Annotated in this window: 24 protein-coding genes and 1 pseudogene; 10 read left to right on the forward strand and 15 right to left on the reverse strand. The window is 72.6% G+C overall.

Going from position 1 to position 23,750, the window contains the following annotated elements; translation table 11 throughout:
* Positions 1-27 precede the first annotated feature (27 nt).
* Positions 28-873 (forward strand): alpha/beta fold hydrolase, encoded by an 846-nt coding sequence (locus AY578_RS32040; RefSeq protein ID WP_019523638.1) that lies wholly within the window; start codon positions 28-30, stop codon positions 871-873.
* Positions 874-963: 90 nt separating this feature from the next.
* Here the strand turns inward: AY578_RS32040 and AY578_RS32045 are convergent, their stop codons facing one another.
* From AY578_RS32045 to AY578_RS32055, 3 genes are all read right to left on the reverse strand, one after another.
* Positions 964-1,248, reverse strand: a complete 285-nt coding sequence (locus tag AY578_RS32045; protein ID WP_019523637.1) for a GlsB/YeaQ/YmgE family stress response membrane protein — start codon at positions 1,246-1,248, stop codon at positions 964-966.
* 74 nt (positions 1,249-1,322) lie between these two features.
* On the reverse strand, positions 1,323-2,159 hold the full coding sequence (locus tag AY578_RS32050) for an endonuclease/exonuclease/phosphatase family protein (RefSeq protein ID WP_215048982.1): 837 nt from the start codon (positions 2,157-2,159) through the stop codon (positions 1,323-1,325).
* Positions 2,160-2,299: 140 nt separating this feature from the next.
* On the reverse strand, positions 2,300-2,572 hold the full coding sequence (locus AY578_RS32055; protein ID WP_258906736.1) for a hypothetical protein: 273 nt from the start codon (positions 2,570-2,572) through the stop codon (positions 2,300-2,302).
* Here AY578_RS32055 and AY578_RS32060 point away from each other — a divergent pair.
* The 4 genes and pseudogenes from AY578_RS32060 to AY578_RS32075 all read left to right on the forward strand — a co-directional run.
* A pseudogene (locus tag AY578_RS32060) lies at positions 2,572-2,974 on the forward strand (TetR/AcrR family transcriptional regulator); the annotation flags it as partial. The gene AY578_RS32055 and the pseudogene AY578_RS32060 overlap by 1 nt on opposite strands.
* Positions 2,975-3,096: 122 nt before the next feature.
* On the forward strand, positions 3,097-3,696 hold the full coding sequence (locus AY578_RS32065) for a sulfite oxidase-like oxidoreductase (RefSeq protein WP_019523633.1): 600 nt from the start codon (positions 3,097-3,099) through the stop codon (positions 3,694-3,696).
* A complete protein-coding gene (locus AY578_RS32070) occupies positions 3,666-4,421 on the forward strand; it encodes a ferredoxin reductase (RefSeq protein WP_161108637.1) in 756 nt (251 codons plus the stop codon). The genes AY578_RS32065 and AY578_RS32070 overlap by 31 nt, the downstream gene beginning before the upstream one ends.
* A gap of 18 nt (positions 4,422-4,439) precedes the next feature.
* The gene (locus AY578_RS32075; RefSeq protein ID WP_215048985.1) at positions 4,440-4,715 is read left to right on the forward strand and encodes a DUF6510 family protein; all 276 of its coding nucleotides are present in this window, start codon (positions 4,440-4,442) and stop codon (positions 4,713-4,715) included.
* An 86-nt stretch (positions 4,716-4,801) separates the two neighbouring features.
* Here AY578_RS32075 and AY578_RS32080 read toward each other — a convergent pair whose 3' ends face one another.
* Both AY578_RS32080 and AY578_RS32085 read right to left on the reverse strand, forming a co-directional pair.
* On the reverse strand, positions 4,802-5,278 hold the full coding sequence (locus tag AY578_RS32080) for a VOC family protein (protein ID WP_210635050.1): 477 nt from the start codon (positions 5,276-5,278) through the stop codon (positions 4,802-4,804).
* Positions 5,279-5,334: 56 nt separating this feature from the next.
* Positions 5,335-6,252: an NADP-dependent oxidoreductase gene (locus AY578_RS32085; protein ID WP_026243650.1), complete on the reverse strand. Its 918-nt coding sequence runs from the start codon at positions 6,250-6,252 to the stop codon at positions 5,335-5,337.
* A gap of 258 nt (positions 6,253-6,510) precedes the next feature.
* On the opposite strand from AY578_RS32085, the gene AY578_RS32090 reads away from it, so the two are divergent.
* Both AY578_RS32090 and AY578_RS32095 read left to right on the forward strand, forming a co-directional pair.
* Positions 6,511-7,932 carry an amino acid permease gene (locus AY578_RS32090; protein ID WP_258906739.1) on the forward strand — a complete coding sequence of 474 codons (1,422 nt, stop codon included), beginning with the start codon at positions 6,511-6,513 and terminating at the stop codon, positions 7,930-7,932.
* Positions 7,933-8,113: 181 nt separating this feature from the next.
* The gene (locus tag AY578_RS32095) at positions 8,114-8,644 is read left to right on the forward strand and encodes a hypothetical protein (protein ID WP_137210075.1); all 531 of its coding nucleotides are present in this window, start codon (positions 8,114-8,116) and stop codon (positions 8,642-8,644) included.
* Here AY578_RS32095 and AY578_RS32100 read toward each other — a convergent pair.
* Both AY578_RS32100 and AY578_RS32105 read right to left on the reverse strand, forming a co-directional pair.
* Positions 8,637-9,254, reverse strand: coding sequence for a hypothetical protein (locus AY578_RS32100; RefSeq protein ID WP_019523626.1), 618 nt, complete (start codon positions 9,252-9,254; stop codon positions 8,637-8,639). The two genes, AY578_RS32095 and AY578_RS32100, sit on opposite strands and share 8 nt — an antisense overlap.
* Before the next feature lie 42 nt (positions 9,255-9,296).
* On the reverse strand, positions 9,297-10,433 hold the full coding sequence (locus AY578_RS32105; protein WP_258906742.1) for a hypothetical protein: 1,137 nt from the start codon (positions 10,431-10,433) through the stop codon (positions 9,297-9,299).
* 355 nt (positions 10,434-10,788) lie between these two features.
* Here AY578_RS32105 and AY578_RS32110 point away from each other — a divergent pair, with 355 nt between their 5' ends.
* On the forward strand, positions 10,789-11,031 hold the full coding sequence (locus tag AY578_RS32110; protein WP_020700063.1) for a DUF6411 family protein: 243 nt from the start codon (positions 10,789-10,791) through the stop codon (positions 11,029-11,031).
* Between the two features lie 35 nt (positions 11,032-11,066).
* Here the strand turns inward: AY578_RS32110 and AY578_RS32115 are convergent, their stop codons facing one another.
* On the reverse strand, positions 11,067-11,693 hold the full coding sequence (locus AY578_RS32115) for a dihydrofolate reductase family protein (RefSeq protein ID WP_161108633.1): 627 nt from the start codon (positions 11,691-11,693) through the stop codon (positions 11,067-11,069).
* Between the two features lie 172 nt (positions 11,694-11,865).
* On the opposite strand from AY578_RS32115, the gene AY578_RS32120 reads away from it, so the two are divergent.
* Positions 11,866-13,107, forward strand: a complete 1,242-nt coding sequence (locus AY578_RS32120; protein WP_028960390.1) for a PP2C family protein-serine/threonine phosphatase — start codon at positions 11,866-11,868, stop codon at positions 13,105-13,107.
* Between the two features lie 10 nt (positions 13,108-13,117).
* On the opposite strand, the gene AY578_RS32125 is transcribed toward AY578_RS32120, so the two are convergent.
* The 4 genes from AY578_RS32125 to AY578_RS32140 all read right to left on the reverse strand — a co-directional run bounded on the left by AY578_RS32125 (position 13,118) and on the right by AY578_RS32140 (position 16,281).
* Positions 13,118-13,891, reverse strand: coding sequence for a cytochrome c oxidase assembly protein (locus tag AY578_RS32125; protein ID WP_258906744.1), 774 nt, complete (start codon positions 13,889-13,891; stop codon positions 13,118-13,120).
* An 11-nt stretch (positions 13,892-13,902) separates the two neighbouring features.
* A complete protein-coding gene (locus AY578_RS32130) occupies positions 13,903-14,394 on the reverse strand; it encodes a DUF2243 domain-containing protein (RefSeq protein WP_026243649.1) in 492 nt (163 codons plus the stop codon).
* A gap of 83 nt (positions 14,395-14,477) precedes the next feature.
* Positions 14,478-15,068 (reverse strand): hemerythrin domain-containing protein, encoded by a 591-nt coding sequence (locus tag AY578_RS32135; protein ID WP_019523619.1) that lies wholly within the window; start codon positions 15,066-15,068, stop codon positions 14,478-14,480.
* 13 nt (positions 15,069-15,081) lie between these two features.
* On the reverse strand, positions 15,082-16,281 hold the full coding sequence (locus AY578_RS32140) for a hypothetical protein (protein ID WP_019523618.1): 1,200 nt from the start codon (positions 16,279-16,281) through the stop codon (positions 15,082-15,084).
* 269 nt (positions 16,282-16,550) lie between these two features.
* Between AY578_RS32140 and AY578_RS32145 the strand changes: the two genes are divergently transcribed.
* The gene (locus AY578_RS32145; RefSeq protein WP_019523617.1) at positions 16,551-18,494 is read left to right on the forward strand and encodes a cellulase family glycosylhydrolase; all 1,944 of its coding nucleotides are present in this window, start codon (positions 16,551-16,553) and stop codon (positions 18,492-18,494) included.
* Between the two features lie 77 nt (positions 18,495-18,571).
* On the opposite strand, the gene AY578_RS32150 is transcribed toward AY578_RS32145, so the two are convergent.
* From AY578_RS32150 to AY578_RS32160, 3 genes are all read right to left on the reverse strand, one after another.
* Positions 18,572-19,378, reverse strand: a complete 807-nt coding sequence (locus AY578_RS32150) for a DUF427 domain-containing protein (protein ID WP_019523616.1) — start codon at positions 19,376-19,378, stop codon at positions 18,572-18,574.
* Between the two features lie 168 nt (positions 19,379-19,546).
* Positions 19,547-22,849: a GH92 family glycosyl hydrolase gene (locus tag AY578_RS32155; protein WP_258906750.1), complete on the reverse strand. Its 3,303-nt coding sequence runs from the start codon at positions 22,847-22,849 to the stop codon at positions 19,547-19,549.
* A gap of 122 nt (positions 22,850-22,971) precedes the next feature.
* On the reverse strand, positions 22,972-23,664 hold the full coding sequence (locus AY578_RS32160; RefSeq protein WP_019523614.1) for a 2-phosphosulfolactate phosphatase: 693 nt from the start codon (positions 23,662-23,664) through the stop codon (positions 22,972-22,974).
* Positions 23,665-23,750: the final 86 nt, after the last annotated feature.

The following is a 23,750-nucleotide window of genomic DNA, read 5'->3' on the forward strand; positions in this document are numbered from 1 at the left end:
GCCGCCCCGGCCCCCAAGGAGGGCACCGTGCCGTTCCTGACCGACCACCTCGTCGTCGACGGAGTACGCCTGGCCTACCGCGACCGCGGAAGCGGCGAGCCGGTCGTCTTCCTCCACGGCACGCCCTCCCACTCCTACGAGTGGCGTGACGTCGTCCCCCGCGTCGAGGCCGACGGCCATCGCGTCATCGCGTACGACCTGCTGGGCTACGGCCTCTCCGAACGCCCCGCCCACCGTGACACCTCGGTCGCCGCTCAGACCGGCCTGCTCGGGTACCTCCTCGACGCCCTTGGCGTCGACCGGGTGAGTCTGGTGGCGCACGACATCGGCGGCGCCGTCGCCCTGCGCTTCGCCCTCGCCCACCCAGGCCGGGTGCGACGCCTGATGATCATGGACTCGGTGAGCTACGACTCGTGGCCGTCGCCCACCTGGCGGCGGATCATCGACGAGGAGCTGGACTCGCACGCGGCGATGCCGCAGGAGGAGTTCGACGCCCTGCTGACCCGTCAGCTCACCATGACGGTCGCCGACCCGTCACGGATGACGGGCGACGTCCTGCGCGCGTACCTCGCGCCCCACGCGTCACGGCTCGGCCGCACCTCCTTCTTCGAGCACCAGGTGCGGCACTACGACGCGCGCTACACCCAGGAGATCGCCGGCCGGCTCGGACAACTCACCATGCCCGTGCGCATCCTGTGGGGTGCGGAGGACCAGTGGCAGCCCGTCCACTACGCCGAGCGCCTGCGCGACGACATCCCCGGCGCCGAACTCGTCGTCGTACCCGAGGCCGGCCACTTCCTCATGGAGGACGCACCCGATCGCGTCGTCCACGAGATACGCGACTTCCTCGCCGCTGCGCACCGCGACGCGTGAGCACGCGGAAGGCCCCCGTCGTCGGACGGGGGCCTTCCGCGTGGCAGGCAGAGGCCTGCGGGGTGTCACTTCACGCCACTGAATGCGCCCTTAGGCGTGGGCGTGACCGCCCCGGTGGCTGCGGCCGGTGAAAACCCGGTACAGCGCGAGGAGAATGACGGAGCCGATGATGGCCGCGATCCACGTCGACAGATCGAAGAAGCCGTCGATCGAGTCCACCCCGAATATCACCTTGCCCAGGAAACCGCCGAGCAGACCGCCCGCGATGCCGATGAGCATGGTGATGATGATGCCGCCCGGGTCCTTGCCCGGCATGAGCGCCTTGGCGATCGCGCCGGCGATCAGACCGATGAAAATCCAAGCGATAATGCCCATCACTGACTCCTTTGAGATCGGTTCGCGGAACGTGTATCCGCGAATCACGCCTCCTAACAAAACTTTTAACGGAATCAGCGTGCGGTGACGTCGGCGTGCACCAGATGGTGATCGGAGAACCGGCTCCGATGCACCTCGTGCGCCAGCGCCGAAAGCCCGCGCAGGAACACGTAGTCGAACTTGCTCTGCCAGTCCGTCGTCGGCTCGCAGGAACCGGCGGCCGGCGGGCGGCACCCGGCGTCCGTATCCTCGGCGAGCGCCCACATCGGGGCCAGCTCGGGGGCGTCCGGCACGGCGTTGAAGTCGCCGAGCACGACGGCCCGCCCGTACCGGGCGACCTGCGGCGCGAGCACCGCCGTCTGCTTCTCGCGCACCGACTCCTGACGCCGCTGCGCCAGATGCGTGTTGAAGACCCGTACGGTCCGCCCGGCGACCTCGGTCGTGACGGCGATGTACCCGCGGTCCTCCGAGCCGCCGTCCGGATACTCCGCCGTGACGACGTCGGTCATCGGCGCCGCCGACAGCAGCGCCTGCCCGTACCCTCCCGGCTTCCACGGCGCGCCCCCGCAGCGGCTCCAGTTGCGCAGCACCGGACCGTACTCGACGTGGTAGTCGAGCCCGTGGAGGTTGGCGAGGTGGTCCCGGATCCGCTCCACGTCCCGTACGCACGCCTCCTGGAGGCCGACGAGCTGCGGCGCGTACGCGGCGATCTCCGCGGCCCGGTCGACGTTGCTCTCGTCGCACGGGTTGCACAGGTTCCACGTCATGATCCGGTTGGGCACCACGTCCTTCGCGGCGTCCATCGGCACCGTCCGGGCGAACGGGGCGCCGGCGGGCGTACTGGGGCCGAGGAGCATCATGCAGGTGACGACGACGGCTCCCGCGATCAGCCACGCCCCTCTACCGAGCACCCCCGCCTCCTCCACGTGCACCCGCACGGCGCGCCGGTGCCTGCTGCACCGAGGGTAGGCGACGCGGGCGTCAGCAGCGCGTGAGGACCGGCCGCCCCGTGGGCGGGAGTTGACGGGCCCTGAACAGGGCTGCGGCCCGGTCAGCCGGTCGCGGCCAGGCGGTGGAAGGCCGCCTGCGCCGCGTCGACGGTGTGCGGCTGCGGACGGCCGGACGCGTCGATTTCGTTCCAGTGCTGGAGGCTGACGGCGACGCACCACTGCCGCCCGCCGTCGGCGCGCGCCATCGCCGGCGTCCCGCCTCCCCACACCGTGCCGCCGTAACCCCAGTAGGAGTCCTGTCCCGGGCTCAGGGGCTCCAGGGGGTGCCGTCCGAGGCAGTAGTCGATCGACCTCCCCTCCTGGGAGATCACCACGCGCCGTCGCCGACCGCACCCTCCTCACCGCCATGGAGGGCCACCGCCCCGAAGGCGACTGGCGCGACCGCCTCACCGCCCTCGCCCTGCGGATCAGGGACGCGAGGTGCTCCAGGCGCTGCGCGCGGCGGGCCTGCCCGACGAGGAGATCCCCGCCCACTGCCATCGCCTCGCGGTGCTCCTCGTCGCGCTGATCCCCTCCGACGCCGGCATCGGCACCGTCACGCCCGAGGACCGGGAGCAAGGCCTCGGACAGCTCCGCGTCGCGGTCCTCGGCGTCGGCCCCGAGCGCTCCCCGGCCCTGGCCCACTTGGCCCGCGACGTCCGCCCCCTGAGCTCGGACCGTCCCGCCGCCTTCGAGGACATCCTGGCCCCGCCCACCTCGACCACATCGAGGCGGCGGCCGAGCGCGCCTGGAGCCGACGCCGGACGGACCGCCGTCCGGTGTCTCTCCGCCAAGATGCCGCGCCGCGCCCCCTCCTGAAAAATGGGCACTGCCCTCCTTCCGAGAGCGGTGATGCGAGATGGCCGTCATTTCACGCGGATTCCACGGCCGGGCGCGGGACCAGGGGCGCGAGCTGCCGCCGGGGCAGTACGAGACCACCGGATTCCCCGTACTGTCCGCGGGCCCCACACCCGCGGTGAGCCTCGACGACTGGGAGTTCACCGTCCGCAGCGAGACCGGCGTGCGGCACCGGTGGAACTGGCAGGAGCTGATGTCCCTGCCCTCCGAGACGCCCACCGTCGACATCCACTGCGTGACCAAGTGGTCCAAGTTCGGCACCCGATGGCAGGGCGTCTCCCTCGACGTCCTCCTCGCCGGCGTCGAGTCCGGCGCCGAGTACGCCCTGGTCCGCTCCTACGGCGACTACACCACCAACCTCCCCGTCGAGGACCTCCTCGACGGCAAGGCGTGGATCGCCTACCGCTACGACGACGAGGAACTCCCCGCGGAACACGGCGGCCCCGCCCGCCTGCTCGTCCCGCATCTGTACCTCTGGAAGTCCGCGAAGTGGGTGCGCGGCATCCAGCTGCTCGACGAGGAGGAACGCGGCTTCTGGGAGACCGTCGGCTACCACGATTACGGTGACCCATGGCGCGAGCAGCGGTACCAGGGCGACTAGGCGCACGCCTGCGCTGGCTGGAGGCCCGCCTCACCGGCCGGCACGACGAGTCGGACACCGCCCGCACCCTCGTGTTCGACGTCCCCGGCTGGCCGGGCCACCTGCCCGGACAGCACCTCGACGTACGGCTCACCGCGGCGGACGGCTACAGCACGCAGCGCAGCTACTCGATCGCCTCCGCGCCCGACGGGGAACGCGTCGAGCTGACCGTCGAGCGGATCGACGACGGCGAGGTCTCCCCGTACCTGGTGGACGTCCTCGAGGTGGGGGACGTGATCGAACTGCGCGGACCGGTCGGCGGCTGGTTCGTGTGGCGGCCCGACGAGCAGAAGGAACCGGTGCTGCTCGTCGCGGGCGGCTCGGGAATCGTGCCGCTCATGGCGATGATCCGCACCCGGCGCGCCCTTTCCGACCGCGTCCCCTTCCGGCTGGTGTACAGCCTCCGCAGCCCTCGATCCCAGTGGTTCGTCCCGGACCTGCGCACGCAGGACCCCGGACTCGACAAGACCTTCCTCTACAGCCGCTCCGCACCGGAGGGCTGGCCGCGGCCGCCCGGGCGCATCACCGCGAACGATCTGTCCGCCGGCGGGTGGCCGCCGGACTTCGAACCGGTCTGCTACGTCTGCGGATCCACCGGATTCGTGGAGACGGCGGCCGGTCTGCTCGTGGCACTCGGCCACGATCCCCGCCGTATACGGACCGAACGCTTCGGCCCCGGCGGGTGAGCGAAGGGAGCCCGACCCATGACCACCGAACCCGGCTTCCTCGACGGCAACGCCGCCGCCGGCGACCTCGAGTCGCTGTTCGGCGCCGACATGACCATGGCCTCCGGGCAGTGCCAGGGCTGCGGCCTGCGGATGCGGCTGGCCGAGGCGCACGCCTACCTCGGCGGCCCGGGGACGGTGCTGCGCTGCCCCGGCTGCGAGGACGTGCTGCTGCGCATGGTCCGTTCCCCGAGCCACCTCTGGCTCGACGCGAGCGGCCTCGACTACCTGCGTCTCCCGGTGGCGGCCGGGTGAGCGGGAGAGACTCGGGGTGACGGCCGCCGTCCCGGCGACGGGACGGCGGCCGCCCGGAGCCGGTGACCGCTCGGGGTGACGCGTCGTCAGCGGCCGGGCAGCCGCTGCTGCACCTCCTGCAGCACCCAGCCGTTGCCGTCCGGGTCGCTGAAGGTGGCGAAGGAGCCGTAGGACATCCGGTCCGGGTGGAGACCCGGCTCCCGGCCCTGCCCCAGGGCGGGGTCGTGGGTGAGGTCCCCGCCGCCGTGTCCGTGGTAGAAGACGGCGCCCGCGTCGTGGAAGACCTCGCTCACCTCGATGCCGCGGTCGACGAGTTCCGCACGGCTCTTCTCGATGTCGGGGACGACGAGGTACATGCCCTGCGCGGAGCCCGGCGGCACGGACGTGAGGCCCTTGCCGAAGATGATCGAGCACTCCGAGCCGGGCGGGGTGAAGTGCACCGCCCTCCAGTTCTCGCTTGCCGCCTTGTCGAGGTCCAGCCGGAAGCCCAGGGCCTCGTAGAAGGCCTTGGCCCGGTCGACGTCCGACACCGGCAGCACGATGAGTTCGAGCTTGAGATCCATGGGAGTGACTGCTTTCCGTCGTGGCGGAACCCCCGCCCCCGACGGCCGCGCCGGCGTCACGCGACGGTGACGACGGTCTTCCCGGCCGTCCCGGACTTGGTGCGGAACGCGTCCGGCGCCTCGGCGAGCGGGCGGACGCTCCCCACCAGGGGCCGCAGTCGGCCCTGCCGGTGACGGTCGACGACCTGCGCGAGATGACCCCGGTCGGGCTCGACGATGAAGTACATCGCCCGGCCCTCGTCAGGCCGCACGGTCGGCGGGCGGGAGATGCTGACGAGGGTGCCTCCCGCTCTGAGGACGGCGGCCGAGCGGTCGAGCACCGTCCCGCCGACGGCGTCGAACACGAGGTCGACGAGGCCCACGGCTTCCTCCCACGCAGGCTGTTCCAGATCGACGAACTCCTCCGCGCCCAGTTCCAGCACCAGGTCCCTGCTCCTCGCGCGGCCCGAACCGAGGACACGCGCTCCGGCGTCACGGGCGAGCTGCGTGGCTGCCATTCCCACCCCCCCTCCCGCTCCGTGCACGAGGACGCTCCGGCCCGTCTCGAGCCGGCCGTGCACGAACAGCCCCTGCCACGCCGTGAGTCCCGGCATCGGCAGGGCCGCCGCCTGCACGGGGTCGACGTCCGCGGGCAGCGGCGTGAGATTGCGCGCCTCCACCGCCACGTACTCGGCGAGGGTGCCGTCACGGTTCCAGTCGGTCAGGCCGATCACCCGCTGCCCGACGGTCAGTCCCGTGGTCCCGAGCGCCACCTCGGCGACCTCCCCCGACACCTCGTGCCCCGGTACGACGGGGGAGCGGGGCCTTCCGGCCCGGTCGGCCCACGAGGCGGGCCAGCTGAGTTCACCGGGCGTGAAGCAGGCCGCCCGCACCTTCACGACGACGTCACCCTCGCCCGCGTGCGGATACGGGGCCTCCTCGACGACAAGATCGTCCAAAGGCGCGTCACGGTCGTGAGCTCGTACCGCTCTCATCGAGCCCCCTGAGTCATGTGGGGGAAGACGTCCTTCCAGCATGACCCCGTGACGCCCCACGGGCGAACGGAGCGGCCTCGCGTCCCGGACGGGCGCCGGACGATTCCCCGTCCGGATGCCTTCATAGTGCATCTTTTCCTGCGCCGAGCAGTCCGCGGCAGGACGCTTACGCCCGATTTGGAGCGATCCGTCGTTATCCCCGACCATGTCTGCGCCCGGCGATCCCGGGCAACCGTTCGACGAGAGGCGCACCACCCCATGCACGTCACCGGAACCGTCCCCCCACCGGCTCCGGCCCCGCAGGACATCCCCGGCGGCCCCGCCCACCCCGACGGCACCTCCGACGGCACGGGACGGCGCACCCGCCGCTTCGGACTGCCCGTCGCCACCGCGCTGGTCATGGGCAACATCATCGGCGGCGGCATCTTCCTGCTCCCGGCGTCCATCGCCCCGTACGGCACGATCAGCCTCGTCGCCTTCGGCGTGCTGACGGTCGGCGCGATCGCCCTGGCCCTGGTCTTCGGCCGCCTCGCCGAACGCGACCCCCGCACCGGCGGCCCGTACGTGTACGCCCGCGAGGCCTTCGGCGACTTCGCCGGGTTCCTCGCCGCCTGGGCCTACTGGATCACCACCTGGGTGTCCAACGCGGCCCTCGCCGTGGCCGCCGTCGGCTACCTCGACGTGCTGATCCCGGTCGGCGAGCACCGCTGGACCGCCTGCCTCGCGGCCCTCGTCATCCAGTGGCTGCCCGCCCTCGCCAACTACGCGGGCACCCGCTACGTCGGCGCCGTGCAGGTCGTGTCCACCGTGCTCAAGCTGGTTCCGCTGCTGCTCGTCGCCGTCGGCGGACTGTTCTTCTTCGACTCCGACAACCTCGGACCCTTCCAGGCGAGCGGGGAGAGCGCGATGGGCGCCGTCTCCGCCGCGGCCGCCATCCTGCTCTTCTCCTACCTCGGCGTGGAGTCCGCCGCCGTCAGCGCCGGCGAGGTGCGCGACGCCCGCCGCACCGTCGGACGCGCCACCGTCATCGGCACCGCCGGCGCGGCGGTCGTCTACCTGCTGGGCACCCTCGCCGTCTTCGGCACGGTCGCCCACGGCCGGCTCGTCGAGTCCGGCGCGCCCTTCTCGGACGCCGTCAACGGCATGTTCGGCGGCGCGTGGGGCGGCTGGGCCGTGGCGCTCGCCGCACTCGTCTCCATGACCGGCTGCCTCAACGGCTGGACCCTCCTGTCCGCCCAGACCTCCTACGCCGCCGCCAAGGACGGGCTCTTCCCGGCCCCTCTGGCCCGCAAGCGGCGCGGCGTCCCGACGGTGGGCGTCGGCGTCACGGTGCTCCTCGCCTCGCTGCTCACCGTGTACAACTACGCCTTCGGCACGGCCCGGGTGTTCGAGACGCTGGTCCTCGTCACCACCTTCACCGCGACCGTCCCGTACCTCCTCGCCACCGCCGCGCAGCTCTACCACCTCGTCTCCGGGCAGCGGGAACGCGTCGAGCGCGGGCGCCTGGTCCGCGACATGATCATCGCCTCGGTCGCCGCCGCGTTCTCGCTGTGGCTGGTCGCCGGCGCCGGATACCAGGCCGTCTACCAGGGCGTGCTGTTCCTCTTCGGCGGCGTGCTGGTCTACGCCGTCATGGCGGCCCGCAAGCAGCGGGCGGCCACCGTCACCGCCGACCGGTGACCGGCGCGGGTCCCCTGGGCGGGCTCGGGCAAATGGGGCAGCTTCCGGCGGTGGGCGTTGCCTCCGGGCGGCCCGGCAGTTGATCCAGAACACGGGAGCACGCGAGGCGGCCGGTCCTTCCGGCCGCCTCACATGTTGCCGTGCCGCCCTGTCCCGCCCCTCCCGCCGGAGGCCGCCCGCGATGCACGAACCCGCCCACCCGTCGCCCCAGCCGGACGCCCCACGCGCCGCCGAACGGCTTCTCCCGGAACCCCGCCTGCTGAGCGGCGTCTACGGACTGGTCCTGGCCAGCGCCCTGGCGGCCGCCCTCGACTCACCGGACGAGCAGACCAGCCCCGGCTCCGACGCCCTGTGGGTGCTGCTCACCGCCCTTGCCGCCGCGGCCGCGCACGGCTACGCGCACGTGCTCTCCCACCGCATGTCCGCCCAGCCCGGCGGACTGACGGCCGGCGTGCGCGCCATGCTCGCGGAGTGGCCGGTGGTCGCGGCGGCGGTCCCGACGATCGTGCTGCTGCTGATCGCGGTCCCCGACTGGTGGACGGAGGCCGACGCCGTCGAGGTCGCGCTGGTGGTCAACACCCTGATCCTCGCCGGATGGGGCATGTGGACCGCGCGCCGCGCCGGCCGCACCTGGCCGGCCTCGCTTCGGGCGGGGGCGGGGGACATGCTGATCGGGCTGGTGATCATCGGGGCCAACGCCGTGATCAAGTAGCGGCCCCTCGTCCTACGGCGCCCGGTGCGGGGCGGGGCGCCACGACATCCTCGCGGCTTACGGCGGGGGCGCGCTCCGACCATGCCCCCGCCGTCCTACGCCCCCGGCCCGGGGCCGGCTCCGACAGCACCTCGAACCGGGCAGGACCGACGAGAAGGACGCCGTCGTCGAGCGGCGTGCACCGCACCCCGCCCTTGTCCCGGAGCGCCTTCTGCGCGCCCGGGCCGACGGTGACGTTCATCCACGCGCAGGGCCGCGCCGGACGGTTCAGCGAGAACCGCACCGGTCCCTCCCCGCAGTCCAGGCTCACCGTCGCGCCGATCAGCGCGTCGACGTCGACACCCCGCAGCAGTACGTTGCGCCGGGTCTGCCGCAGGTCGGCGGCGGGATCGACGTCCGTGGGGAGGTTCTCCGCGGACATCATGGTCACGGAGGCGTCCCGGTGCGCGGCCTGCGCGAAGTACCGGTCGCCCACCAGCCCCAGGCGCGCCCGCACCTCGGCGCGCCCGACACGCTCGTCGTCCGGTCCGGGCGCGGGCCCCTCCGAGGGCCGCCCGGCCAGCCGGTGCGCGGGCGACACCAGAAGCTGCACCACCTCGACGTCGATCATGCGCTTCCTCGTCGGCTCCGGCGGACACGACCGGCACCGACCCTACCCGCCGGAACCGGCACCGTCCGTCGCCGCCGGTGCGGGCTCCTCCGCTCCTCGCCCCGTGACCCTCAGCACCACCGTGGCCGTGACGCCCGCGAGCGTGCCCCACAGCACCGCCGCGCTCGTCCCGTCACCGAGCCCGGACGCGGCCTGGAGCAGATGCCAGGACGTCGTCCCGCCGTCGACGACCATCACGCGCCACAGGTGCCGCACCAGCGATCCCAGAACAATGGCGCACACCGTGCACACCGCCATCGCCGGGACCGACACCCGGGTGAGCATCCCCGGCAGCCACCGCAGCGCGCACCACACCACCGCGAGCAGCAGCACGTCCCCGAACCGCACCAGCAGCCAGTCCCACAGCCCGACCCCCGACGGACCGGACCAGGCGCCCAGCAGCAGCCACTGCCGCAGCAGATCACCCGGCTCGGAGAGGAACCCCCCGCCCGTGAACGTCGTCTGAATGCGCGCCGCGTTCGCCTGGTACGACAGCACCACCACGGACACGGCGACGACCGCGGTCCCGATGGTCGCGGCGACGACGGCGGTCCGCGCCGGGACGTCCCCGCGCGGCTGCGGCTCGGCGTTCTTGAGTGCCAGGCGGGTCACGAACACCGTCCACACCGACGCGGCGAGCGCCAGCGGCACCAGCACCGTCCGCCCGGTCGAGGCGAGCGCGGCGAGCTGCGGCAGGAACCGGTAACTTCCGCGCCCGCCCGACGCGATCATCCACGGAGCCGACACGGTCACCGCGAGGGTCCCCGCCACCACGCCCCACGCCCACAGCGCGAGGAGCGCCTGCCAGGCCCGGCCGCGTTCCGCCGGCAGCCGCCGGACCAGCAGCAGGGCCCCGGCCGCGTAGAACAGGAACACGGCGACGAAGCGGATCTGCATCGCCGTGTCGTGCAGGGCTACGTAACTGGCTCCGTCGGCCGTCACCGCCACGGACGCGCCGGGCTGCGGGTCGTACGCCCACGGGTTCAGCCAGGACCGCAGCGCGTTGGCCGTCTCGATGCCCAGCGCGCCGGTGGCGCCGTCCAGGTCCAGCGCGTCGGCGCTCGCCCCCGCCCACCACAGCAGCAACGTCAGCATCAGTCCGCCCGCCACGGCCGGTATCGCCGCATGCCGGTACTCCATGTCCCGCCCCCCGTGCCCCGTCCTCGTCCCTTTCGCCACCAACCGACGGTGGCCCAGGGGACCTTACGCGTTGGTGATCACGTGGGGGTCACGGTGCGGCGGCATCTCCCAGGCCCTTGAGGCACTGGGGAGGCAGGGCTGCCCGGAGCGAGGGCGGCAGCGGCGGCGGGGCGCCTTGAGCGGCTGTGGCGCAAGCACCCTCCGAAGGCGCGGGGAACTGCGCGACCAGCCACACACGAGCCGCGCCCGGCGCTGCGCAGCACCGGATCCGGAAGCGTGTTCGCGTCGGGAGGGGGAACGAGAGGTCGCACGGACCGCCCGGTCCGCGGCCCACCGCCCCACCCTGGAGGACTTCATGATGGTCGTCGGCATCATCGCCGTCTGCGTGGTCATCGCCGTGCTCGCCTTCTTCGTGCCACGCCTGTCCCGGCACCCGCAGAACGGGACGCAACGCACCCTGGGTCTCGGCTCGCGCGCCGGCTCCAAGGCACCGGGGCCGCTGGGCCGGCTCCTCAGCAAGCCCTTCAGCTCCAGCTCCCGTGCCGTCGGCCGCAGCGGCTCCGCCGGCCGCCGCGCACGCGGCAAGATGCCGTTCTGACCCGCGTGTCGTTCCGACCCCGCGCCATCGGCGGGTCACGACGGCCGGGGCGGCACCTCCGTGGCGTACCGGGGCCGGCCCGCGGGCCGGTAGATCTGGAACGTCACCCCGCCCGGCGTGGCCCATGAGTCCACCAGCCCGAGCGCGCTGTCCGGGCCGTCCGCCGGGAACAGCCGCGTGCCCTGGCCCACGATCACCGGATAGGTCAGCAGCAGCATCTCGTCGATCAGGCCCTCGGCGGCCAGCCACCGCACCAGCTGCCCGCTGCCGTGCACCTGGAGCTCACCGGGCATCCGCTCCTTGAGCTCCCGTACGGCGGCGGCCGGGTCACCGGCCAGCACGGTCGTGTGCGCCCAGCCCGGATCGGTGAGCGTGTTCGACACGACGTACTTCGGCCGCGCGTTCAGCGGCCCCGCGACCGGATTGTCCTCCGGGTCGGCCATGGCGCCCCACGAGGCGGCGAAGATCTCGTAGGTCCTGCGCCCGAACAGGAACGCGCCGGCGCGGCCGTACACCCCGCCGAGGTGCGTCATGGTCTCCTCGTCGACCAGCGGCAGCGCCCAGCCGCCGCGCTCGAAACCGCCGCGGCGGTCCTCGTCGGCCAGGCCGAGGCCCTGCATGACGCCGTCGACGGAGACGTGGGTGATGGTGGTCAGCTTCATGGTGTCCGCTCCCGCTTCCCGGGCACGGCGCCGGTGCGCCGCCTCCTCCGGTGGGGACTCCGCCGGCCCGCCGAACTCATCGGCACCGCTGCGGAGCCCGGCCACCCGACGGACCCGGCCTTCGCGGCGCATACTGACGGTGACTGCGCCGGAGCCGGACGGGAGGCCGCACATGAGTGAAGCGCGGGTCGACCACCAGGCCCTCTTCTCGGTCCTGCCCAACCCCTACCTGGTGCTGGACGCCGATCTCGCCGTCGTCGACGTCAACGAGATGTACCTCAGAGTGACCGGCCGCACCCGTGAGGAGCTGATCGGCCAGTACCTCTTCGACGTCTACCCGGACAACCCCGAGGACCCGGCGGCGGACGGCATCCGCAACCTCGCCGCCTCGCTGCAGCGCGTCCTGCGCACCAAGGAGCCCGAGGCGCTCGCCATGCAGCGCTACGACCTCCCGGTGCCCGGCCGCCCCGGGGAGTTCCAGGAACGCTGGTGGTCGCCCGTCAACACGCCCGTCCTCGGCCCCGACGGTGAGATCGAGTGGATCGTCCACCGGGTCGAGGACATGACCGAGTTCCTGCTGTCCCGCCCCGTTCACGACACACCGACCGGCCGGACGCGCACCCGGGCCGTCACGGAGGCCGAGCTGTACGCGAAGGCGCGGCAGCTCCAGGAGACCAACGAGAAGCTCCGCGCCGCCCACGACTGGGAACGCCGCACCGCGCTCGCCCTCCAGGACGTCATGCTGCACGCCCCGGACCTGGCCGCGCACCGCGGCATCGCCGTGCGCTACATGCCTGCCACCCGGTCCCTCAACGTGTGCGGCGACTGGTACGACGTGGTGGACCTGGACGACGACAGTTTCACCGTCGCGGTCGGCGACGTCGTCGGCCACGGACTGGAGGCCGCCGCCGTCATGGGCATGCTGCGCAGCGCCCTTTCCGCCGCCGTACGCGCCATCCGCGAACCCGGCGCGGCGATGGACCTCCTCAGCCGGTACGCCCGCACCTTCGAGGGCGCTTTGGCGACCACTGCGGCCAAGGCCGTCGTCGACACCCGCGCCCGCACCGTCACCTACACCTGCGCAGGCCACCCGCCGCCGGTGCTGGGGCGCCGGGACGGCCCGGCCATCCTGCTGGACCAAGCCACCGACCCGCCGCTGGGCATCCTCACCGACAAGACCCCGCGCCCCCAGGCCACCGTTTCCTACGCCCCCGGCGACACCCTGGTGCTCTACACCGACGGCCTGATCGAACGCCGGGGCGAGGACATCGACGCGGGCCTGCTGCGCCTCACCGACGCGGTCACCCACCACGCGGACCTCGACCCGGAGCCCCTCGCCGACACCCTGCTCACCCGCCTGGGCGTGGCCGACGGCGGCCGCGACGACATCGCGCTGATCGTCGTACGCCTGTGAGACCGCCGGGTCAGCGCGCACCCACGGGAACGGCGTCCCGCACCGCCTGCCGTGCGCGGCGCCGCCCGGTCGTCGCGTACCACTGAACGGCCAGGACCAGCGCGAGGAACACCTCCACGACGTCCCCGCCGTAGTACATGAGCTGCGCCCCGGCCCGCAGATCGGCCGCGGCGAACGAGGTCCCCGGCGGCCCCGTCACGTACAGGCTCTTGGCCAGGGCCGCGTGCGCCGCACCCGCCGCCAGCAGTGTCACCGCCCGCAGCGGCAGACCGCACCGGCCGCGCACCGGGTCGAGCCGGCAGACGGCCATCGCGAACAGCAGTCCGGCCAGCAGCATGTGAAGCTCCAGCAGACCGCCCAGCAGCGGGTCGTGGTGCGCGGCCGCCCACAGGTTCGTCCGGTGGAGCAGCCACAACCCGCCCAGGTCGACGGCCGCGGCGACCGGAGGAAACAGCAGCCACCCGGCGGCGGGGGAGTGCGCCACCCGCAACAGCCCGCGGCGCGGACCGCCCGGCGGCAGCAGCCGCAGCACGAGCGTGAGCGGACGGGCCACCGCGAGCAGCGCGGGGCCGGCCATCGCCACCAGCAGATGACGGCCGGCGTGCACGGTGAACGGCCCGCCGGGCACCGGACCGGCCAGCCCCCACACCACGGCCGCACACCCCGCCGCGAACACACTGTCCCGCCGCCACGGCCAGGCGTCACCCCGCCTCCGCAGCCGGGCGGCGCCGACCGCGTACACCACGGCGGCGAGCACACACCCGAGCGCGAGAGGAGGCGCCACCGGACCGGCGGTCACGACGGCCGCCGCCCTCCGGCCCTCCGGGCGCGCGCCAGCAGCACGCCCCCGACCAGCAACAGCAGCAGCCCCGCCAGATTCCAGGCCCAGTCGTACGGCGTGACGTCGACGCCGTACCGCACCTGGTGCACGCGCAGCACCTTGTGGTCCACGATGCCGTCGAACACCTGGAAGACCCCCGCGCCCAGGAAGACCCCGCTCCAGGCGTGGCCGGGGGCCAGTGCTCCGCGTCGCCGCAGATCGGCGTACAGGAAGAACCCGGCGACCAGCGCCAGCAGTTCGGCGGTGTGCAGCAGCCCGTCCGACAGCAGCGCCACGCCGGACGTGGAGCGGTCGTAGAAGTGGTGCCAGTGCAGCAGCTGGTGGAACACGATCTCGTCCACGGCCGCCATGACGGCGGCCCCGACGACCGCGCAGACCAGCAGCGACCGCCGGGGCTCGGGACGTCGTGCGGCGGCCGTGCCGGCCAACGGGTCAGAGGTGCTCACGGTGCGGTCCGTCCTTCCGAACGATCGGCTGCCGCTCGCCGTCTACCCCGCGCGGCGCCGGTCAGCCCGGCGCCGCGGAGAGTTCAGCTTCCGCCCATCGCCTTGCGCACGGTGTCCTTGGTGCGGTCCATGAGTGCGGCCACCGGACCGAGGGCCATGTTCTTCGCGCCGGACTCGACACCCGGGTGGGGCCGGGTGGGCGCCATCGCCTCGGCCGCCTTGATCGCCTTCGCCATCGCGGCGAGGTCGGTGACGTCGGTGCTGCGCCGGATGTGGATGAACTCGTAGCGCTCCTCCGCCCGGGCGTGCATCTGCACGTCGCGCCGCAGCTCGATCAGCTTCGGCAGGAAGTCGGGCCCGTCGGGGTCCATGTCGTCGAGCACGGCCAGCATCTCCTTGGCCTCCCGCTCCTCCTTGAGCCGGTCCTCGACGATCTCCTGGCCGCCCGCGACCGAGCGCCGCACGAAGGGATGGACGACCTCCTCCTCGGCGGTCTCGTGCACGGCCAGCAGCCGCACCAGCCTCCGGAACGCGTCCCGGCGTTCCTCGCCGCTGGTGGCCTCGACCTCGTCGAACAGGTTGCGGATGTCACCGTGCTGGCGCATCAGCAGGGAGACGACGTCGTCGTCCAGGGAACGGTCGTCCCCGGCCTGCGGGGTCTTCAACTCGGACATGCCCGTCCCCTTCCTACTTCTCGCGCTGCGCGGGGTCGGGGTGCTCACCCTCGGTCTGCACGCGGTACTCACGCCCGAACATGTCGTCGTGCTCGTGCATCACCCGGTCGCTCGGCGGATTCTCACCGCCGTGGATCCGCTCCTGCATCTTCTCGAACCGCTCGTGCGCCTCACGCACATAGCCGGCCCCGAGCGTGGTCAGGTCCATCTGCGTGTCGAGCAGTTCGCGCAGATAGGCCTTGTTCGGCTCGAAGGTCAGCACGTTGGGCAGCTCGGGGGCGAGCACCTCGGCGGGCTCGCGGCCGTCGAGCCGGCGCATCAGGTCGCACGCGATGTGCAGATGCTCCAGCTCCATGTTCAGGTGCAGCTCCCAGATCGCCTTGACCTTCGGGTCGCTCTCCTGCTCCATGAACGAGTGGTACAGGTAGCACTCGTTGTACTCGTGGTTGACGAGTTGCTCCCACCAGGTCTCACCCGGGTCCACCAGGGACTCGTAGTGGGTGACGTGCTCCTCCTCGATCAGCCCGATCTCCTGGTAGAGCTGGCGGGCGATCGGCTCCATGTAGGTGGGGCCGGTGTTCATGTAGAAGTTCATCGTCTGCTGCTCCGTCGACATGATCGTCAGCGCGTGCAGCTTCGACAGCGGGTCCGCCTGGTCCTTGGCGTACGGGTCGCGGACGTTGTCGACCGGGTCGCGGTGGTGGTACCGCGTGGGCCGGCCCGGCATGACCTCCGTGAGGTTGTCGACGATCGACTCGGCCTTGCGGTGCTCGATCATCTCGTACAGGTTGGCGTACCGGTACAGGTGGTCGAAGTCCTCCAGCACACCGAACTGGTACGCCTGCTTGAGGTACGGGTCGGGCTCCATCCGCGCCACCCACGCGGTCAGGTCCACGGCCACCTGCTCGTACGCGATGGTCGTCTCCAGCACCGAGGACAGGCCGGGCAGGAGCCAGTTGACCACCTTCTGCTGCTGCGCCTCGATGTACCGGGTCTGGGCCAGCTGCCGCTTGATCTCCGGGTCGACGGTGTTGCGGGCGAGCTGGTGGCTGAACAGGAGCGCCTCCACCTCGATCCCGTTCATGGTGATCACCCGACAGCGGGTGTACGGGTCGCAGCGGTCCGGGTCGATGGGCTCCACGTTCAGCTCGCGCCAGTTGCGCAGCTGGCGGTCCAGCGGGATGCCGCGCTGCTCCAGCGGGCTGAAGGGCATGGGCACGCTCCTCTTCGAGGGGCCGGACACGCGGACGCCCCCGCACCGGCGGAGCGTCCGCGTGTCCGGCGGGGCACCTCCTCATGCTGGGTGCGACCGGACGGGCCCGCCACGCCACACGCCCGCCGGTCGCGGACGTGCCCCGGAGGCCGCGTGCGGATGGCCGAAGCGGCGGCCGTAGGGACAATGACGGCGCTGTCCCGGCCGGCCCGGGCGAGCGCGGCGCCGCCCAGGTATGGACCTTCGGTGTGTCATGACCGCATCATGAGATGACCTTCGTGGAGGGAGCGGCGGCCGTGCGAGGTTCCTGGGTACCGAAGATCGCGTCCGTCCTTGTCCTGATCGCCCTCTCGGTGCCCGTCCCCGCGGCGGCCCGCCCACCCGCGCCGGCCGAGGACACCGCCGCCGCACCCGCCGACTGGACCCCGCCGCTCAGCACACGGGGCCGCTGGATCGTCGACGCGAACGGCGACCGCTTCAAGCTGCGCTCCGGCAACTGGCACGGCGCCAGCGGCACCTGGAACGGCAGCGGCAGCGCGGACGACGACGCCAACCACCACGCGGGCGAGAACTCCCACCGCGTCCCGCTCGGCCTCGACCGCGCCCCGATGACCGAGATCGTCGCGAGTTTCCGGGAGATCGGGATCAACAGCGTCCGGCTGCCCTTCTCCAACGAGATGATCCACGACACCCGCCCGGTCACCGCCGACGCCGTCACCGCCAACCCGGAACTGGAGGGGAAGACGCCGCTGCAGGTGTACGACGCCGTGGTGCGCGCCCTCACCGACGCGGGTCTCGCCGTGATCCTCAACAACCACACCAACACCACCCGTTGGTGCTGCGGCGTGGACGGCAACGAACGCTGGAACGCCAGCCGGTCCGACGAGACCTGGGAGAACGACTGGCTGTTCATGGCCCGCCGCTACCGCGACAACCCGCGCGTCGTCGGCGCCGACCTCTACAACGAGGTCCGCCGCAGCGTCTGGGACGACCCCAACTGGGGCCTCGGCGACCGGCACGACTGGTTCGCCGCGAGCCAAAGGGCCGGCGACCGCATCCTCACCGAGGCCAACCCCGACCTGCTGATCATCGTCGAGGGCATCAACTGGACCGGCCTGCCCGTCGACGGCCTCCCGCACGGACGCCCCACCCTCGAACCCGTACGCGACCTGTCCCACACCCTCGTCGACTCCGGCAAACTCGTCTACTCCGCCCACTTCTACGGCTACACCGGCCCCCGCCACACCGGCGCGACCGGCATCGGCGAGACCAGCGACCCCCGCTACCAGGACCTCACCCCCGCCGAACTCGCCGACGTACTCGACCGCCAGGCGTTCTACGTCGCCGGCGACGTGGGCCGCCACTACACCGCCCCCGTGTGGATCTCCGAGTTCGGCGTCGGCGGACGCGAGGAGACCGGCGCGGCCCCGCGCGCCTGGTTCGAGAACTTCGTCGGCCAACTGGTCCGCGCCGACGTCGACTTCGCGTACTGGCCCCTCGTCGGATGGCACGAGAACCGCCGCGGCAACGGCTGGGCCCTCCTCCACTGGGACGCCGAGGGCCGGCGCATGGCCGTCCACGACGGCGACGACTGGCGTTCGAACGCCTGGCGACGCCTCGTCGAGGCCCCCGCCCGCACCGGTCACGTCCCGCCGGTGACCGAGTGGGCGATGCTCAGCCCCGACCACGCCGACTTCGTCGCCTCACGCAGGATGCGCGCGCTGCCCGACCGGGACCCGGGCGCCCGCAAGGCGGCCTGCCCCGACGGCCTCCGCCTGGCGGGTCTGAGCCACACGGGCAACCGCGGCCTGTGCACCGACGCCCGCGCGGGCGCCCTGGACGACCCGGGCGGCGCCCACGAGGTCGTCAAGGACGAACGGCACGTCGCCCCCGGCCGCGACTGGGCATCCGGCTACACCAAATTCCAGTGCGCGGACGGCCACTTCCTCACCGGCTACAGCGTGCGCGGCGCCGCCGTCTCGTCCGCCCTGTGCCGCAAGGCGACCCCCGGCACGCTCACCGGAACGGGCGGCCGCACGGTCTGGTTCGACCGCGCCGACAACCGCGGCACCTCCCCCAACGGCGGCGACTTCGCCCGGGGCCACTACAAGGGCCAGTGCGCGGACGACGAGTACGCGGCAGGCATGGCCTGGACGGGCCGCATCGGGTCTGCCCGAACTCCGGACGCGCTGTACTGCCGCCCGCTGTCCTGAGCCGTTCACCGAGCCGGCGGGCCCGGGTAACCCCGCGCCCGCGGTGTACGCGGCAGTGAGGACGACGGGCGGCCCTCTCAGCTGCGCCTGCCCTCCGCCCGCGCCGGCACCCCCGGTGTGCCCGTCGGGCGGGGGAGGAGGGTGCCGTCCACGTACAGGTCGACGTACTCGCTGTAGAACGCCGCCAGGCCCGCGATGCGGGAGACCTGGGTGGTCGGGAAGTCGTACGCCCAGAGGATGTTCTCGTGCGGGCCGGTGCCGGCGTCGAAGGACCAGTAGCCGCTCGTCGTGCCCTTGTACGGGCACTGGGTGACGTGGTCCGTGCGGCGCAGCAGCGGCCAGTTGATGTGGGCGCGGTCGAGGTAGTAGCGGGTCGGCAGGCCCGTCTCGAACAGCTTCACGCAGTGGGGCGCGTCCGCCAGAACCACCCCGTCGATCTCCACCCGCACCCGGCTGGAGGACCGCAGCGCGTCCACCCGGGCGTACGGGCTGCGCGGATGGACGTACACCGGCTCGTCCTCCTCCAGCCACGCGTCGAGCGCGTTCCAGCGGAAGCGGACCGTGCCCCGCACCGCTTCCGGGGCGCCGTCCTGCCACACCCAGGCCGCGCCCTCCCGCACCGCGTCCCGCACGCGCAGCGAATGGCGCCGCGCGGGCCCCGCGCCGAGGTGCTCCGTCCGGTCGTCGTCGATCAGCCACGCCTCGGCCAGGTCGTCCCGCGGCACGCAGTACTGCGGATAGCCGGCCCACTCCCACACGTACAGAGCGCGGCGCGTGTCGAACACGACGTGCCCGTCCACGAACCCGCGCACCCGGCGGGGCACGGGCTCGACGTGTCCCACGGGGACGATCAGGCTCGGGTGCAGGACGCTCTCCACGCCCATCGGCGGCCACCTCGATTCACTGGTCCGCGCGGCTCGGGGCCCGCAGGTCACGACGCCTCGGTTCGTCCCGCACGCTACCGCGCACACCGGGCGGAACGTGACAAGCCGGGCGTCCGTGTCACGGGACACGGACGCCCGGCCTCGGGTGGGGGCTACCCGAGCTGGGGGCTATCCGAGCGTGAGGGCGTAGATCTGCACCCGCGTGTCGTTCCGCAGCCCGAGCGAGCGCACCGTCTTCGACGCGTCGAGGGCCACGGACGCGGCGAACAGACGCACCGGCGGCCCGTCCACGCCCTGCCCCCGCTTGATCCGGTGCGGCATCTCCAGCGCCACCGAGCTGCCCGCGGGAGTGGAGCCCGCCCAGTCGCCGACGGTGACCGGCAGTTCGACGGTGGTGCCGTCGGTGTAGCGGACGGTGAGGTCCGTCGTCACCGGCCCGTGGTGGGACGCGCCGACCAGCCGCAGCGTGCCGTACGAACCGGCCGGCAGCAGCATGGCCTGACCGCGTGCCTCGACGAAGTTCGCGGCCGTGCCGGACGGGTCGGGCGCCTGGTAGGTCACGCCGTCCCACACCACCGGGCCCGCCGCCGGCAGCAGGTCGCCGTCGTAGCTCCACCCGCCGCCGTCGAAGTCGCCCTCGCCGGACGCCGTGACGGTAGCGGTGCCGTCGTGATTCAGCTCCTTGCCCAGGTCGACGGCGCACCGCTCACCGCCGTCCCCGGCACAGCGCGCGGCCTCGCGCACCTCGACGGTGGCGACCCGCTCCACCGCCTTGACCCCAGGGGCGCCGGCCGTGATGCGCACGGTGTACGTGCCCGGCTCGGTCCCGGCCGGTACGCCCACGTCCACCGTCGCGGTCCGCTGCACGGGCAGCCGGTGCGACGCCAGCGTGAAGGAGCCCGACGTCTTCACGGTCCACCCGCGGGGCGCCTCGGCCGCCACCTTCACCCGCAGCGCGCCCGGCGCCTGGCCCAGCACGTCCAGCCGCAGCCGCACCTCCTGCGCCTTGTCCGACGTGGGCACCACATCGGCGGACGTGCGCAGCGACGCGTCGAGGTGACGGCGGGAGTCGGCGGCCGCGCGGTTCACCGACGGCGGCTCGGCACCCTTGCCGGTGCCCCACGCCGACGGCCTGTCGCTCATCTCGAAGGCGAGCCGCCCGCCCTTGGCGACCGCGTCCCAGTCCAGCCACGTGGCGCGCAGGTCCTTGCCGCCGAAGTCCGCCCGCTTCACGTAGCGCCGGGTGTCGCTCGCCCCGGGCGCCTTCACGGTGAGGGTGCCGCCCTGCAGCTTCCCGTACGCGCCGATGCGGATCTCCGCCGACGGGAACTGCGGGGAGGACACGGCGAGATAGTCACCGCCGTTCGTCACCGGATACAGACCCAGCGACGAGAAGACGTACCAGGCCGACATGGTGCCCAGGTCGTCGTTGCCGGTCATCCCGTCCGGCCCGTCCGTGAACAGCGTCATCGCCGCACGGGTCACGGACGCCGTCTTCGCCGGCGCGCCCGCCCACAGATACATGTACGGCGCGTGCAGGTCGGGCTCGTTGTTCGGGTTGTAGGTCGGCTTGCCGTAGTAGTCGTACGGCGCGGAGATCCAGTCCTCGCGGGCGGTCCTCGCGGGGTCCTTCAGCAGCTTGTCGTAGGCGAAGAAGGCGTCGAGCCGCTCCTCCGTCTTCTTCCGGCCGCCCATCAGCGACACCAGACCGGCCGGGTCCTGCGGGACCAGCCACTGGTACTGGTACGCGCCGCCCTCGTGGAACTGGTGCCCCGCCTCGACCGGGTCGTACGGCGTCACCCAGGTGCCCTCGGTGGTGCGCGGCCGGAACTGCTGGACGGACGAGTCCCACAGGTTCCGGTACCACTGCCCGCGCGCCGCGAACATCCGCGCGTCGGCCGTGCGGCCCAGCCCCTTCGCCATCAGCGCCAGCGACGCGTCCGCCGCCGCGTACTCCAGGGTCGCCGACGCCGGGTGCACGCAGTCGTTGTCGCCGCCCTTGTCCGGGCAGTCCTTCCCCAGCTCCAGCCCGCTGGGCACATACCCGAGCTCCAGATAGGCGTCGATGCCGGCACGCCCGTTGTAGGGGGACTCGTCCGGCGGCGTCCGCAGCGCGTTCTTCCGCAGCAGCGCGTACGCCTCCTGCTCATGACCGGCGAGCAGCCCCTTCGACCACGCCTCCACCAGGAACGGCGTCACCGGGTCGCCCGTCATGATGTTGGTCTCGCTGTTGGCGAGGGACCAGCGCGGCAGCCAGCCGCCGTCCCGCCCGATCGCCACGACCGACAGCGCCACGTCCCGCGCCACCTTCGGCTCCAGCAGTTGCAGCAGCTGGTTCTGCGGCCGGTGCGTGTCCCACAACGACAGGTTCTGGTACGGCGTGAACCCGTCCGCCGTGTGCACCTTCCCGTCGAAGCCCGCGTACCGCCCGTCGACGTCCCCGGCGAGGTTCGGGTGCAACTGCGCGTGGTACAGCGCCGAGTAGAACGCGCGCCGCCGCTCGGCCGGCCCGCCGTCCACCCTCACCGAGGCCAGCTGCCGCTCCCACGTGGCCTGCAACGCCTCGCGCGTGGCGTCGAAGTCGTACGAGTCCGCCGTCTCCGCCGCCAGGTTCTTCCGGGCGCCCTCGGGCCCCGTGTACGACAGCCCGACCTTGACGACGACGTCACGGTCCTCCTCGGCGTCGAACGTCACCCAGGCGCCGTTGCCGCCCTCACCGGCCGCGTCCCGCTCACCGGGTCGGGGAGTGGAGCCCCGCCAGGTGCCGTGCGCGGTGAACGGGCGGTCGAAGGTGGCCGTGAAGTAGACCGTGTGCCGGTCCTTGCCCGCGCAGAAGTTGCCCGCCTCGACCCGGCCCTCGACCGTCCGGTCACCGACGACGTGCACCTCCGAGCTGTACACCCGCTGATTGGCCTTGCCCGTGTTGAACAGCACGTTGGCCCGGTCGGTGGAGGGGAAGGTGTAGCGCTGCCACCCGGTGCGCTCGGTGGCCGTCAGCTCGGCGTCGATGTCGTACGTCTTCAACCCGACGCGGTAGTAGCCGGGTTCGGCCTTCTCGTCGTCGTGCGAGTACGTCGACCGGTACGCATTCGGATCCACGGTGTCGACGGCGCCCGTGGTCGGCATCAGCGGCAGCTCACCCATGACGGAGCAGCCGACGCCGGAGAGGTGGGTCTGGCTGAACCCGTGGATCTTGTCCTGCTGGTAGTCGTACCCGCCCTGCCCGCCGGTGTCCGGGCTGACCTGCACCATCCCGAAGGGCGCGCTGGCGCCGGGGAAGGTGTTGCCGAAGTTCTGCGTGCCGATGAACGGGTTGACCAGGGAGGTCAATTGTTCACCGGACGCGGACGCCGACGCGGGCGACGACGGCTGGGCGAGGGCCGGGGCGGGCGCGAGACCGGCCCCGGTGACGACGAGCGCGGCGAGCGCGGTCGACGCTCGTCGGCGCCATCTGTGGAGGGGTGAATCCATGGAAGCGGCTCCTGTTGCTCACCTGTCGCACCGGGCTGGACGGAAGCGGACTAGATCACGGCCCTGACATCGTTGTCAATACCCGTGACGGAGACCGCTGTCCGGCGACCGTGGCCGGGATGTCAGGCCGTGGGCGAGCCCGCCGGCGTGACCTGCCGGAGCACCATGAGGGAGTCCTCGACGGAGGCGGCCATCGCGAAGGGGAACCGGTCCAACTCCAGGCAGAGGCTGACGTCTTCGGGGATGGACCCCGCACGCAGGCCCTGCGTCAGCTCGGAGGCGGAACGCGACGCGGCGGCCCTTCGCAGATACGGGTCGGCGTCGATGACGTCCCCGTCGGCCCGCCCGGCGATGTACTCGGCGCACGCCAGATCCTCCTCGGCGCCCCCGCTCCCGCCGGTGACGACGAAGGTCACCTCGCGGGATGCGCGCGCCCGCAGCACCGCGACCGTCGCCTCGGCGACGACGAAGCTCGCGCACAGCACCAGCGAGGCGTCCTTCACGGCGAGGGCGCCGACGGTTCCCGCGGTGGTCTTCTGCACGACGGTGCGCCCGGACAGGTCCGTGTTCCGCAGCAGGGCGGGGGAGTTGACCAGGTCGAAGCCGGGCGCGGGCGGGCCGTCCTTCAAGGTCACCCATTCGGGATGCCGTACCTTCAGCGCCAGCGCGTCCTCCAGGGACTCGGCGAGGACGATCCGTCCGGCGCCCCGGGCGAACGCCCAGGCGGCCACCGTGTACGCCCGCATGACGTCCACGACCACGGCCACGTCCGGTACGTCCGTCAACTCGGGGATGCCGAGAAAGCGTGCCTTCATCAGGTCATGATGGGGCCGCGGCGGGGGCCGGCGCACGTGACTTTCACGCCGTCCGGGACGGAGGCCGGAGGCGGACCCGGACGCCC

This window comes from Streptomyces thermocarboxydus (assembly GCF_024760485.1).
Taxonomy (GTDB): Bacteria; Actinomycetota; Actinomycetes; order Streptomycetales; family Streptomycetaceae; genus Streptomyces; species Streptomyces cellulosae.

Bases quoted from the DNA above. Each gene is read 5' to 3' on its own strand.
- AY578_RS32045 (WP_019523637.1), bottom strand. From the start codon at position 1,248: ATGGGCATTATCGCTTGGATTTTCATCGGTCTGATCGCCGGCGCGATC.
- AY578_RS32065 (WP_019523633.1), top strand. From the start codon at position 3,097: ATGGCCGTCATTTCACGCGGATTCCACGGCCGGGCGCGGGACCAGGGG.
- AY578_RS32070 (WP_161108637.1), top strand. From the start codon at position 3,666: ATGGCGCGAGCAGCGGTACCAGGGCGACTAGGCGCACGCCTGCGCTGG.
- AY578_RS32075 (WP_215048985.1), top strand. From the start codon at position 4,440: ATGACCACCGAACCCGGCTTCCTCGACGGCAACGCCGCCGCCGGCGAC.
- AY578_RS32080 (WP_210635050.1), bottom strand. From the start codon at position 5,278: ATGGATCTCAAGCTCGAACTCATCGTGCTGCCGGTGTCGGACGTCGAC.
- AY578_RS32085 (WP_026243650.1), bottom strand. From the start codon at position 6,252: ATGAGAGCGGTACGAGCTCACGACCGTGACGCGCCTTTGGACGATCTT.
- AY578_RS32090 (WP_258906739.1), top strand. From the start codon at position 6,511: ATGCACGTCACCGGAACCGTCCCCCCACCGGCTCCGGCCCCGCAGGAC.
- AY578_RS32095 (WP_137210075.1), top strand. From the start codon at position 8,114: ATGCACGAACCCGCCCACCCGTCGCCCCAGCCGGACGCCCCACGCGCC.
- AY578_RS32100 (WP_019523626.1), bottom strand. From the start codon at position 9,254: ATGATCGACGTCGAGGTGGTGCAGCTTCTGGTGTCGCCCGCGCACCGG.
- AY578_RS32105 (WP_258906742.1), bottom strand. From the start codon at position 10,433: ATGGAGTACCGGCATGCGGCGATACCGGCCGTGGCGGGCGGACTGATG.
- AY578_RS32110 (WP_020700063.1), top strand. From the start codon at position 10,789: ATGATGGTCGTCGGCATCATCGCCGTCTGCGTGGTCATCGCCGTGCTC.
- AY578_RS32115 (WP_161108633.1), bottom strand. From the start codon at position 11,693: ATGAAGCTGACCACCATCACCCACGTCTCCGTCGACGGCGTCATGCAG.
- AY578_RS32120 (WP_028960390.1), top strand. From the start codon at position 11,866: ATGAGTGAAGCGCGGGTCGACCACCAGGCCCTCTTCTCGGTCCTGCCC.
- AY578_RS32135 (WP_019523619.1), bottom strand. From the start codon at position 15,068: ATGTCCGAGTTGAAGACCCCGCAGGCCGGGGACGACCGTTCCCTGGAC.
- AY578_RS32140 (WP_019523618.1), bottom strand. From the start codon at position 16,281: ATGCCCTTCAGCCCGCTGGAGCAGCGCGGCATCCCGCTGGACCGCCAG.
- AY578_RS32145 (WP_019523617.1), top strand. From the start codon at position 16,551: ATGACCTTCGTGGAGGGAGCGGCGGCCGTGCGAGGTTCCTGGGTACCG.
- AY578_RS32150 (WP_019523616.1), bottom strand. From the start codon at position 19,378: ATGGGCGTGGAGAGCGTCCTGCACCCGAGCCTGATCGTCCCCGTGGGA.
- AY578_RS32155 (WP_258906750.1), bottom strand. From the start codon at position 22,849: ATGGATTCACCCCTCCACAGATGGCGCCGACGAGCGTCGACCGCGCTC.
- AY578_RS32160 (WP_019523614.1), bottom strand. From the start codon at position 23,664: ATGAAGGCACGCTTTCTCGGCATCCCCGAGTTGACGGACGTACCGGAC.